Source organism: Pseudodonghicola flavimaris, from assembly GCF_030164425.1.
Classification (GTDB): domain Bacteria; phylum Pseudomonadota; class Alphaproteobacteria; order Rhodobacterales; family Rhodobacteraceae; genus Pseudodonghicola; species Pseudodonghicola flavimaris.
In genome coordinates, this window is the sequence record NZ_JASNJD010000001.1 from 215,783 (window position 1) to 227,885 (window position 12,103).

Below are 12,103 nucleotides of genomic sequence, written 5' to 3' on the forward strand. Positions count from 1 at the left end.
GACGGGAGGGTCAAGCGGAAAACGCGGCCGCCCCCCGGGGGACGGGCGGGGCCGGCAAATTCAGGCCGGGCGCGGCATCGAATGCCACCAGATGCGCACCTCGCGGGCAAGTCCGGAGGCCGCGAAGTCGGCCACCAGCACCCCGTCCAGCTCCATCCGCGGCAGCGGATCGCCGGGGGCGCGGTCGGGCAGGCCGGTGCCCGTGGATTTGGCCCAGATCGCGAACAGCTCCTCCGACGCGACTTGATAGCTGACATGCCAATGGGCGATGCCGCCCGCCGGGGTTTCGCCCAGCACCTCGTAGCGCAGGGTGATTTCCTGCTGCAACTTGATCCGGTCCCAGTAGGCGGCCAGCGCCTCGGGGCCCTGCTGCACCTGGAACGGCGTGTTGTGATAGCGCCCCTCGGTAGTGAAGAGGGCAGCAAAGCCCTGCGAATCCTGCCCCTCCCACACGCGTTTGTAGGCGGCCATGAAATCGGTGATCGACATCGGGTCTCCTCCCCCGGTGGGTTGCGCTCAGAACTCGTCGCCGCCGCCGTCCTGCTGCCAGGGTTTCACCAGGTTGCCGAAGCGGGTGAACTGCGCCTCGAAGGAGAGTTCCACCGTGCCGATCGGGCCGTGGCGCTGCTTGCCGATGATCACTTCGGCCTTGCCGTGCAGGCGTTCCATGTCCTGCATCCATTTTTCCATGGCCGGCAGGTCGGCCTCGTCGGGCTTTTCCCGCTCCTTGTAGTACTCGCCGCGATAGACGAAGAGCACACAGTCCGCGTCCTGTTCGATCGAGCCCGATTCCCGCAGGTCGGACAGCTGCGGCCGTTTGTCGTCGCGGCTTTCCACCTGGCGCGACAGCTGCGACAGGGCAATCACCGGAATGTTCAGCTCCTTGGCGATGGCCTTCATGCCCATCGAGATCTCGGCGATCTCGTTGACCCGGTTGTCGGCGGTACCGCGGCAGAGTTGCAGGTAGTCGATGATCAGCAGATCGAGCCCATGGGTCCGTTTCAGCCGCCGGGCGCGGGCAGCCAGCTGCGAGATCGGCAGCGCCGGTGTGTCGTCGATGAAGAGGGGGCAGGATTCCAGCGTCTTCGCCGCTTCGACGAACTGGCGGAATTCGCTTTCGGTCATGTCGCCTTGACGGATCTTGTGGCTGGAGATCTCGGCGGCCTCGGCCAGGATCCGGCCGGCCAGCTGTTCGGCGCTCATCTCCAGGCTGAAGAAGCCGACCACGCCGCCGTCGATCGCGCCTTCGGTGCCGTCGGTCTTCAGCCCGCGACGATAGGCCTTGGCGACGTTGAAGGCGATGTTGGTCGCCAGCGAGGTTTTCCCCATCGACGGCCGCCCGGCGAGGATCAGAAGGTCAGAGGGGTGCAGGCCGCCGAGCTTCTTGTCGAGATCGACCAGACCGGTGGAAATCCCCGCCATGCCGCCGCCCCGCTGATAGGCGGCGTTGGCGACGTTGACCGCATCGGTGACGGCGCGCAGGAACGACTGAAAGCCGCTTTCCGACTGGCCCTGTTCACCCAGCTTGTAGAGCCGCTGCTCCGCCTCGACGATCTGTTCCTTGGGCTCGGAGGCGACATCGACCTTGGCCGCCTTGTTGGAGATTTCCTGCCCCAGCGAGATCAGCTCGCGGCGGATCGCCAGATCATAGATCATCTGGGCGTAGTCCCTGGCGGCGAAGGAGGAGATCGCCGCCCCCGCCAGACGCGCCAGATAGGCCGGCCCGCCCAGTTCCTTCAACCCTTCGTCCTTTTCCAGAAAGGCCTTCAACGTGACCGGGGAGGCCAGCGCGTTCTTGGCGATCCGGGCCGCGGCGACCTCGTAGATGCGGGCATGGACCGGGTCGTAGAAATGCTGCGGCCCGATGATCGCGGCGATGCGGTCGTAGACATCGTTGTTGGTCAGGATCGCGCCCAGAAGCTGCTGCTCCGCCTCGATCGAGTGGGGCATGGTGTCGGGCTGTTCCGTCTCGGGCGTGGCCGGGGCGACGGTTGTGATCTCGTTCATCTTGGTCCCGTTCTGCCTGTCTTTTTCACCTTCGCGCCGGGCGATCGCGCCCGCGGTCCGGAGGTTCTAGCCGGTTCCAACGCCGCACCCTATCTGCAAAACTCTGCGGGCAAGCCTGTGGACTACCTGTGAATTGCCTGTGGGTAAGCGGGTGTCAGACTCGGGTGAGCGTGTTTTTGTCACGGTATGGTAGCACGGTGCGGCCCATCCGCAAAATATGGACGACGCGCGCGGCGGAGAATCGATCCGCCGCCGCTTTTGTCCACATTCCCTCCCCGAGGTTATCCCCCGGGGGCGGCGGGATTACGCCTTATGCTCTGCCTGCCATTTGCGCGGGTCGTTGAGGAAGGCCTCGACCCCGTCGATGGTGGCCTGATCGAAGGCGCCGGAGGCCTTGGCTTCGGCCAGAACGTCCCACCAGGTGCACAGGTGATGCAGGCTGACGCCGTGATCGCCCAGCGTCTTCTCGGTCTCCGGGAAGATGCCGTAGTAGAAGATCACCGCGGTGTGGGCGCAGCTGGCGCCGGTCTCGCGGATGGCATCGACGAAGCTCAGCTTCGATCCGCCGTCGGTGGTCAGATCCTCGACCAGCAGCACCCGCTGGCCTTCGGTCATCGCGCCCTCGATCCGGGCGTTGCGGCCGTAGCCCTTGGGCTTCTTGCGCACATAGGTCATCGGCAGGCCCATGCGTTCGGCCACCAGCGCGGCAAAGGGGATGCCGGCGGTCTCGCCACCGGCGATATTGTCGAAGGCCTCGAAACCGGCATTGCGCATCACCGTGACGGTGAGGAAATCCATCAGCGTCGCGCGGATGCGCGGGTAGGAGATCAGCTTGCGGCAGTCGATATAGGTCGGGCTCGGCAGGCCGGAGGCGAGGGTGAACGGCTCTGCCGCGTTCAGATGCACAGCGCCGATCTCAAGCAGCATCCGCGCAGTGAGGCGGGCCATCTCTTCGGGCGAGGGGTAGGAGGAGGGGATCATCGGGCGTCTCCATATCTGGCGGCTGGGTTGCAGCGGCCTTAGCGAAGAGCCGGCCAAAAGGGAAGAGTGCAGGCAGGGCGGGCAGGCACGAAAAAGCCCGGCGCGGGGGCGCCGGGCTGGGCACGCGCGATGAACGGCGGGCTCAGAAGAGGAAGTCGTTCTTGGCCAGATCGTCGACCGAGATGTCGAGAAGGGTGATCGTGTTGCCGTTGCCGTCGTCGATCACCGCGTCGCCGCCGACATCGCTGATGTGATTGTTGACCAGATCCCGGAACCCGGTGATCGAGCTGACGCCGGAGAGGTCGATCCGCTCCTTGATGCCGACGGTGTTGAAATCGGTGATCACGTCGTCGCCGAACTTGCCAGAGAAGATGAAGGTATCGGCACCGCCGCCGCCGATCAGCCTGTCGTTATCGGCGCCGCCGTCCAGCCTGTCGTTGCCGGTGCCGCCCAGCAGCTTGTCATTGCCGGTGCCGCCCAGCAGCGTATCGTTCTCGCTGCCGCCGGACAGGATGTCCTTGCCGCCTTCGCCCTTCAGCGTATCGCGGCCGGCATCGCCGTTGAGCGTATCGCGACCGGTGCCCCCGAAGATCTTGTCGTTGCCGCCGCTGCCGTCGAGCGTGTCGTTGCCGCCCTTGCCCTTGATGGTGTCGGCACCGGCATTGCCGTCGATCCGGTTGGCGACCTTGTTGCCGATGATGGTGTCGTTGAAGTCCGAGCCTTTAACATGCTCGATGCTCACCAGCTTGTCCTTGTCCCCGAACCCGTCGGTGGCGGTTCCGGTGCCCAGGTTGACGCTGACGCCATTGTCGCCGCCGGCATAGTCGGCGTCCTTGTCGTAGCGAACGGTATCGCCGCCCTTGCCACCCTTGATCAGGTCGTCGCCGGCCAGGCCGCGGAACTGGTCTGCGGCCGCTCCGCCGATCAGGGTGTCGGCGAAGAGCGACCCGCGCACCAGCTCGATGTTGCTGATGGTGTCGGTGTCGCCCCAGCCATCGGTCGCGATGCCCGTGCCCAGATCGACAGTGACGCCGGCCGGGTCGCCGGAATAATGCAATTCGTCGAAATCGGCGCCACCGTCGTAGGTGTCATCGCCTTTCGAGCTGTAGAACTCGTCCTCGCCGATGCCGCCGATCAGAACGTCCTTGCCCCTGGTGCCGTAGATTTGATCGTCCTCGGTGGCCACCTCGATGCCCTGCAGCGCGCTCCAGGGGATGTATTCGCCCTCGGCGAACGCGCCGGTCACCTCGTCCTGCGACAGGATATAGGTGTCGGAATTGGCGAAAGCCTCGAACTCGGCCAACGACGAGAAGCTGGGCAGGGAGTCGCCGTCGATCACAAAGAAGAAGTCGGAGCCCAGCATGTGGCCGGTGGCATCGTCGCCCCATTCCACCGCGAATTCCAGCAGGGTGGTCGAGTGGACGACACCGCCGATCTTCCAGGTGATCTCGGAGATATTGAACTCCGCATCCAGAACGTTGTTCATCGCATCGGGGAGGAGAACCGCGTTGTCCAGTCCGATGAAATACGTCTGGGTCAGAGTTTCGTCGGCCCAGACGTCGCCGTCGGCTTCCGGGGCCCGCAGGCTGTAGGTCAGGCCGCCGTCAGGGGTGGTGGTGACGATGAAGGTCGCGCTCGGGCTGAAGCCTGTGTAATCGATGTCGGTCCAGTCGGCGTTGTCGCGCCAATCGGCGCGTGCGCCTTCAAGTGTATACGTCGTCATCGAATTTCCTCGTATTTAGACCTGTTGCCGGCGAGCACGGACGGCTTGCTCGAAGGCCATTGTATGGAGCATGGCGCTATTTAGCTGCAAGAAAAAACAGATGGGAGGCCGGCTGATCAGCCAGGCCCCCCGGTAACATTAGCTATCAACACTACCTATCGGCCGGCCGACTTCGCTGAAGGCAGACCTTTCAACCGTGATGTCGCCTTACGCGACCCGCCAGTGCAGCGGGAAGCCCGGGTCGAATACCGTCACCGGGCCCTCGCCGCTGACGATATGGGCCGGGTAGCTGACCGGTGCGCCCTTCTCCAGCGTGATCCGCTCCTCGTTCGCCGGCAGCCGGTAGAAGGCCGGGCCGTTCAGCGAACAGAAGCCTTCCAGCTTGTCCAGCGCGCCTTCGTGGTCGAAGACCTCGGCCACCAGCGACATCGTGTTGGTCGCGGTGAAGCAGCCGGCGCAGCCGCAAGCGCTTTCCTTGTTGGGGTCGGTGTGGGGCGCGCTGTCGGTGCCGAGGAAGAAGCGCGCATCGCCCGAGGTGGCGGCGCCGACCAGCGCCACGCGGTGGCTCTCGCGCTTGGCGACCGGCAGGCAGTAGTAATGCGGCTTGATGCCGCCGACCAGGATATGGTTGCGGTTGATGATCAGGTGATGCGCGGTGATGGTGGCGCCCAGATCGGTGTCGGAGCCGCGCACGTAGTCGGCCGCGCCAGAGGTGGTGATATGTTCCATCACCACCCGCAGCCCCGGTGTCACCCGTCGCAGGGGATCGAGCACCCGGTCGATGAACACGGTTTCGCGGTCGAAGATATCGACCTCGGGGTCGGTGACCTCGCCATGCACGCAAAGGGTCAGGCCGATCTCGGCCATCTTCTCCAGCACGCCGCGCACCTTGTCGAAATCGCGCACGCCGGAGGCGGAATTGGTGGTAGCCCCGGCGGGATAGAGTTTCACCGCCTTGATCAGGCCGCTTGCCGCCGCGGCGGCGACATCGGCGGGATCGGTGTCCTCGGTCAGATAGAGCGTCATCAGCGGCTCGAAGCGCATGTCTTCGGGCAGCGCCGCCAGGATACGGTCGCGATAGGCGGCGGCCTGGGCGCCGGTTACCACCGGCGGCACCAGATTGGGCATGATGATGGCGCGGGCGAAATGGCGCGCGGTTTCGGGCAGGACGGCCTTCAGCATCTCGCCATCGCGCAGATGCAGGTGCCAGTCGTCGGGGCGGCGGAGCGTGAGGGTCTGGGTCATGCGCTTCCGCTAGCACAGCGGCGCGGTCTGGACCAGTGCCAAGCGTGCCGCCGCCCGGTTCACTCCGCCGGCGGTGGCGGTGCCTTGAAACTGCCCTCGGCGGCCTGCTGTTCCAGCTGCACCAGCCGGCGGCGGAACCGCCGCACCCACATGCGCGAGGTGACGTTGCGACACAGCAGGATGTTCAGATAGGGCCGTTCGGTCTGGTCCAGATGGCTCATCAGGTTGCGCAGATAGGCGATGTGGTCGCGCCGCGCCCGGTAGAGCTCGAAGAACTTCTTCTCGGTCAGCTTCTCGGCCCCCGCCAGCGACAGCAGGCGATAGAGGATCTTCATCTCCATCAGCTGGGTCTGCAGCGCGCCGCCCATGAAGGGGAGCCGCAGCCGGGTGACATTGGCGCGGGCGAAGAGGGTGGCATGCATGGCGTCCAGCGTCTGGCGCGGATCGTAGAGGATGAAGGCCTGGCCGGCGGCATCCAGCATGTCGGGCGCATAGCCATAGCGCGAGGTGAAATCGGTGCGCCGCAGTTCGGTGAAGCGGTCGTCCCATTCGGTCATCCGCGGCTCCAGCGTCGCCTGCGGCTGTACCGCGATCACCGTGGCGCCGGGGGAGGCCACCGAATAGGTCGCCGCGGCATAGCCGCAGGGACCGGCGCCGTAGAAGATCACCCGTTCGAAATCCTCGAAGAAGCCGTCGTCGATCAGCTGGTCGAAAAAGCCATAGACGTCGTCGTCGCGGAACCAGGTATCGCCGTCGGAGATGACGCAGAGATGCGACCACCCCTGTGCCTTGACCATGTCGAAGCCGAAGGGCTGCGCGGTTTCCGACAGGGCGCGGATGCCCTGAATGGTCTCGAAGGTGACGAGAAGGATCGGTTTCTTGTCGATGAAGGTGGCGAAGTGGCGCTTGCCCAGCTCCTGGGCCATGCCATGGGCCTCCGCCTGGGCGAGCAGCGCCTCTCTCCAGGCTGCCTTGTCCAGATCGGCGAGCGAGCTGTCGATACCGTTCTCTTCGTCCTGCATGGGGCCGTCTTGCATACTGCTGTCCTCGATCGTCGCCGGCCCTGCGGTGGGTCGGTCTAGCGCAAGACCTAGCTAGGGCGCGAATGCGGCTAAAATTAGATCGATTTCGGGTGGTTCTGTGGAGCCGGGCAGCAATCCGCCGATGCAGGACGGGCGCGGGGTGCGGGAGGGGTCGCATAGTGGCCTGAAATATATGGAGGTTTCAGGTGGTGACCTGCCTCGGGTATGCCTCTTGGTGTCGAGGCGCCGATGCCCGATCCGGCGCGACACAGGCGGGGTTGTCCCTGATCGGGTGTTCAGGCGGAGGGGAAAACTTTTGCACCCGCCCGGTGGACCACGGGGGACCCGCCAGTCCTGCCGTCAGACCGGGGCATGGGCTGGAAACCGGCGGCACCGCCTCCCGTCGGTGCCGCCGGTCCCTCAGGGCTCAGAACGAAGGATCGCGGCCGAGCCGCGCGGGATGCGAGGCAAAGGCATGGGCGAATTGTTCCGACGTTGCAAAGCTGCGGTTGCGCGGCGTGGTCTTCTGCACGGCTCTAGCAATCAGAACCAGAGCGATCACAGGCGCCATGATGAGCAGGCCGATAAAGAGGCCAATCACGAATGACAGCATGGTTTCAGTCCTCCCTGAGAAGGAGCCTAGCACGGAATCGCAGCGACACAATGTCGCATATCCTGCGCGGGCGATCTTTTTCGGAGAGGGGGCAGGGCGCGGCGATGACGAAAACGGCCCGGAGCATCTTCATGCTCCGGGCCGCGCCGAGGGGGAGAGAGGGGCCGGCGGCTCAGTCGCGCGGGTAGCTGTAGAAGCCTTCGCCGGTGGCCACGCCCAGCTTGCCCTTGTCGAGGAAGTTTTCCTTCAGCATGGCGGCGAATTTTAGCTGGGTCTCGTCCTGCGACATGCGCGAGATGTTATAGGCAGTGGTCAGCCCGACGATATCGTAGATCTCGAACGGCCCCTTGGGCGCGCCGGTGGCGATGCGCCAGGTCTTGTCCACATCCTCCGGGCTGGCGATGCCCTGGGTATAGAGCCCGGCGGCGGCGCGCAGCAGCGGCACCAGAAGCGAGTTCAGCACATAGCCGGGCTGTTCCTTCAGCACCTCGATCGGTTCCATGCCGATGGCGCGGGCGAAATCGACCACCGCCTGATGCACCTGCGGATCGGTGCCGGGGTGGTCCATGATCTCGGCGATGTTGTGGGTCCAGATCTCATTGGCGAAATGCAGCGAGGTGAACCGCTCGGGCCGACCGGTCGCCTCGGCCATGGCCGAGGGCAGCAGGGTCGAGGAGTTGGAGGCGAAGATGGTCTTCTCCGGCGCCACCTTGGCCAGATCGGCATAGACGGCGTTCTTGATCGCGATGGCTTCCGGCACCGCCTCGATCACCAGATCGGCGTCTTTCACCGCCTCGGCCAGATCGGTGGCATAGGAGAGATTGGCCAGGGCGCGCGCCACATCGGCCTGTTCGGCACCGGGCAGGTCGTCCAGGTAACGGCCGGCGAGCCAGTCCATGGTCTGTTTCGCCTTGGCGATCTGCTCCTCGCCGATGTCATAGGCGGTCACGGCGAAGCCGTGATAGGCGGCCTGGAAGGCGATCTGCGCCCCCAGCACCCCGGTGCCAAGCACGGTGACAGTCTTGATGGTCATGGGAGTTCCTTTCTCGGGGCGGCGGTGGGAGGTCGCCGCCGGTCTTCATGTTGCGGGATGATCGGGTGTGGCCGGGGCCGGGGACCCGGTCACGGCCCGGAAGAACGCCAGATAGAGCGGCATGCGCTCCAGCTTCGGATCGACGGCCGCCTGCAGCGCCAGGCCGTTCCACAGCGCATAGAGCCCGATCGACAGATCGCGCGCCGGCAATACTGGCCGCAGCCCGTGGCGGGTGACCAGATCGTTCATCAGCCGGGCGAAGCTGTGGTGAAACGCCTCTGCCGCGGTGGCATGGCCGGCGGCAAAGGCCGGGTTGCGCTGCGCCTCGAGCTTGAATTCCGCGGTCAGCCGCGACCAGTCGGCGCTTTCGCCATGATCGCTGAGCCAGCGGGCGATCCGCTGCAGATCGTCCTCGAGCGGGCGCGCCTCGGGGGGGCGGCCCATGTCGGCGATCAGCCGGTCGAGGTTGGCGGCCTCCTCCTCGATATGCCGACGCATCAGCGCCAGCAGCAGATCGTCGCGATCGGCGAAGTTGGAATAGAAGGCGCCCTGGCTGTAGCCCGCCGCCTCGCAGATGCCACGGATCGAGATCGCGGCGATCCCGCCGTCAAAAACTGCCTCCGCCGCGGCGTCGAGCAGTCGGGCGCGGGTCTGTTCCTGGGTCTGTTTTCGGGTCAGGCGCATGGGTCAAAATCTCAGATGAAATTCAGATGTCACTTGATATCTGGTGAGTCAAGATCGCCCCCGCGCCACGGCCCGGTGACGTGGCGGGAAGCGCTGGATCGGGAAACGATGCGGGAATTCTTCGGGAATCCGTTGAAATGCGCGGGATTTTCTTTCAAATGGCGCGCATGTCCTGGATTGCGGCCCCTTTACAGCTTCTGCGTCCCCTGCTTGCCGCGGGGCTGGCGGTGCTGTTTTCGCTGCAGTTGGCGCTGTCTTTCCAGCCCGGGACCGGCCGGCCGCAGCTCTCCGAGAATGAAATCTGGCTGCAGATTTGCGACGGGGCAGGGATTCGCACCGTCATCTACGATCTCGGCAGCGGCGAGACCCGCGAGCTGCCGGTGGATGAGGGCGGCGATGCCCCGAAATGTCCGTTCTGCGTCGTCGGGATGGTGCAGCTGGTCGATGCGGCGGTCGTGGTGCCGGTCGCGGCCCGCTTTCACCGGGCGCAGTATCTGGCCGGCGGCTCCTTTGCCCGGGCCGGATCGGCGCGCGATTTCAGCCGGGTCATCCGCGCGCCTCCCGTCTCTGTCTGATTTCGCATCGGCCCGACAGGGCCCTCTCCGGCGCGGCCAAGGCCATGCGGTGGTCACGCGCGGGCAACAGACAGATCAATCAGAACGACGGGACACCGACAATGACAGTGTTTTTTCCGCGGCGCCTCGGCGCGACCGCGCTGCTTTTCGGCACGATTTCTTCCACCGCCCTGGCCCAGGCCGCCGATCCGGACGCCCTGCGCGATGGGGTGATCCTCGATCCGATCGTGGTCGATTTCCAGAACTCCGATGCAGGGGCGACGGCCACCGCCTATGTCTTCGATCCGCATGTGCTGGCGCTGCCGCCGGCGCAGGACGGAGGCGAGATTCTGGCCAGCGTCCCGGGTGTTGCCGCACGGCGAATGGGCGGCCACGGGCTGGATATCATCATCCGGGGCATGCAGAAGAACCAGCTGAACGTGATCGACGCGGGCAGCTTCACCTATGGCGGCTGCCCCAACCGGATGGATCCTCCCAGCTCGATCGCCGCCTTCTATCGCGCCGACGAGGTGATCGTCGAGCGTGGCTATGCCAGCGTGACCAACGGTCCGGGTGGCTCCGGCGGCACCGTTCGGCTGGTTCGGCACGCGCCGGAATTCGAGGCGGGCAAGCGGCTCTCCGGCAGCGTGACGACCGGCTATCGTTCGAACGGCGACGGCACCGAGATCGCGGGCTCTCTGGCCTATGATCTGGGCCATGGGTTCTACATCCAGGTCTCGGGCGAGAACAAGCAGGCGAAGGATTATCAGGACGGCTCCGGCCGCGAGGTGCGTAGCGGCTTCACCCAGCGCAGCGCCGGCGTGACCCTTGGCTATGCCGCCAACGGCATCGATATCGCCTTCGATGTGGAGAAGGACCGCGCCGAGGATGTGAAATTCGCCGGTGCCGGCATGGACAGCCCGCTGTCGGAAACCACCACCTATCGTCTGCGCGGCGGCATCGATCTGGACGCTGGCGCGCTGACCCGGGTCGAGGGGGTTCTGTTCAGCTCCGATGTGAACCACACGATGGACAACTATTCGCTGCGGGTGCCGACCGGCATGAAGATGTTGTCGCCGACCACCTCCGACACCTATGGCGGCAAGATCGAGGCGCAGTTCGATTTCGGCACCACCACGGCGCGGGTGGGGGTGGATTACCAGTCCAACAACCGCAACGCGGTGGGCTATATGGGTATGATGCTGGATCTGAGCAGCCCCAGCACCCTGAGCTGGCCGGATGTGACCATCGCCCAGACCGGCCTTTATGGCGAAACCGAAACCGCGCTGAACGGGGCGACGACGCTGAAATTGGGGCTGCGCTATGATCACGTGCGCGCCAGTGCCGGCGATGCCAACGGGCGGGCGGATTACAGCGGCACCACGCCCAACGCCTATTACAATGCGGTCTATGGCATCGGCTATTACGGCGACAAGACCGAGGACAACTGGGGTGGGCTGATCCGGCTGGAGCATCAGCTGACCGACCGCTCCAAGATCTTCGCCGGACTTTCGCGGTCGGTGCGCACGGCGGATGCCAACGAACGGGCGATGGCGCGGGGCATGGGCGGCATGCCGGTCCAGATCGGCAACCCCGATATCCGGCCGGAGAAGCACAATCAGCTCGATTTCGGATATGAGACCGTGCAGCAGACCTGGAGCTTCAACGCCGCCGCCTTCTACGACCGGGTGGACGATTTCATCCTGCAGGATGTGCGTCCCGGCATGATGGGCTCGACCACGATCTATCGCAACGTCTCGGCCGAGCTGGCGGGGATCGAACTGTCTGGGACCTGGATGCTGGGACAGGTGCAACTGGCCGGAGATCTGACCTATACCTATGGCGAGAACCGCAGCGACAATCGTGCGCTGGGCCAGATCCCGCCGCTGCAGGGGATGTTCAGCGCCACCTATGTCGCGGATGTCTGGCAGCTGGGCGCGCGGCTGAACTGGGCGGCGGCACAGACCCGGGTCGATCCCAATCTCGATGCCGGGGCAACGCCGGGCTATGGCACGGTCGATCTGTTCGGCAGTTACCAGCTGCGCGAGGCCGTCACCCTGTTGGCCGGCATCGACAACCTGTTCGACCGCACCTATGCGACGCATCTGGCCCGGGCCAATGTCTTCGACACCACGGTCACCCAGGTCAACGAACCGGGGCGCAGCCTCTATGTCGCGCTGCGCATGGAGTTCTGACGGCAGGCCCGCCTGAGGCGCTTGCAGGGAAGGGGGGCAGGCGTCC

The 12,103-nt window shown here is 65.2% G+C and carries 11 protein-coding genes; 2 read left to right on the forward strand and 9 right to left on the reverse strand.

What is annotated here, in order from left to right; translation table 11 throughout:
* Positions 1-60: 60 nt before the first annotated feature.
* From QO033_RS01050 to QO033_RS01090, 9 genes are all read right to left on the reverse strand, one after another.
* Positions 61-489 (reverse strand): nuclear transport factor 2 family protein, encoded by a 429-nt coding sequence (locus tag QO033_RS01050; RefSeq protein WP_284479062.1) that lies wholly within the window; start codon positions 487-489, stop codon positions 61-63.
* A gap of 27 nt (positions 490-516) precedes the next feature.
* A complete protein-coding gene (locus QO033_RS01055) occupies positions 517-2,007 on the reverse strand; it encodes a replicative DNA helicase (RefSeq protein ID WP_284479063.1) in 1,491 nt (496 codons plus the stop codon).
* Positions 2,008-2,310: 303 nt separating this feature from the next.
* A complete protein-coding gene (locus tag QO033_RS01060; RefSeq protein WP_284479064.1) occupies positions 2,311-2,988 on the reverse strand; it encodes an orotate phosphoribosyltransferase in 678 nt (225 codons plus the stop codon).
* Positions 2,989-3,130: 142 nt separating this feature from the next.
* Positions 3,131-4,711 carry a calcium-binding protein gene (locus QO033_RS01065; RefSeq protein ID WP_284479065.1) on the reverse strand — a complete coding sequence of 527 codons (1,581 nt, stop codon included), beginning with the start codon at positions 4,709-4,711 and terminating at the stop codon, positions 3,131-3,133.
* Between the two features lie 207 nt (positions 4,712-4,918).
* Positions 4,919-5,956, reverse strand: a complete 1,038-nt coding sequence (gene pyrC, locus QO033_RS01070) for a dihydroorotase (RefSeq protein WP_284479066.1) — start codon at positions 5,954-5,956, stop codon at positions 4,919-4,921.
* Positions 5,957-6,015: 59 nt separating this feature from the next.
* On the reverse strand, positions 6,016-6,978 hold the full coding sequence (locus tag QO033_RS01075; protein ID WP_284479370.1) for a phosphoadenosine phosphosulfate reductase: 963 nt from the start codon (positions 6,976-6,978) through the stop codon (positions 6,016-6,018).
* A gap of 427 nt (positions 6,979-7,405) precedes the next feature.
* Positions 7,406-7,591 (reverse strand): hypothetical protein, encoded by a 186-nt coding sequence (locus QO033_RS01080; RefSeq protein ID WP_284479067.1) that lies wholly within the window; start codon positions 7,589-7,591, stop codon positions 7,406-7,408.
* Positions 7,592-7,763: 172 nt separating this feature from the next.
* On the reverse strand, positions 7,764-8,624 hold the full coding sequence (locus QO033_RS01085; protein WP_284479068.1) for a 3-hydroxyacyl-CoA dehydrogenase: 861 nt from the start codon (positions 8,622-8,624) through the stop codon (positions 7,764-7,766).
* A 45-nt stretch (positions 8,625-8,669) separates the two neighbouring features.
* Positions 8,670-9,308 (reverse strand): TetR/AcrR family transcriptional regulator, encoded by a 639-nt coding sequence (locus QO033_RS01090; RefSeq protein ID WP_284479069.1) that lies wholly within the window; start codon positions 9,306-9,308, stop codon positions 8,670-8,672.
* A 167-nt stretch (positions 9,309-9,475) separates the two neighbouring features.
* Here QO033_RS01090 and QO033_RS01095 point away from each other — a divergent pair, with 167 nt between their 5' ends.
* Together QO033_RS01095 and QO033_RS01100 are read left to right on the forward strand one after the other, a co-directional pair.
* Positions 9,476-9,883 (forward strand): hypothetical protein, encoded by a 408-nt coding sequence (locus QO033_RS01095; RefSeq protein WP_284479070.1) that lies wholly within the window; start codon positions 9,476-9,478, stop codon positions 9,881-9,883.
* 101 nt (positions 9,884-9,984) lie between these two features.
* Positions 9,985-12,057, forward strand: coding sequence for a TonB-dependent receptor domain-containing protein (locus QO033_RS01100; protein ID WP_284479071.1), 2,073 nt, complete (start codon positions 9,985-9,987; stop codon positions 12,055-12,057).
* The last annotated feature ends 46 nt before the right edge of the window (positions 12,058-12,103 follow it).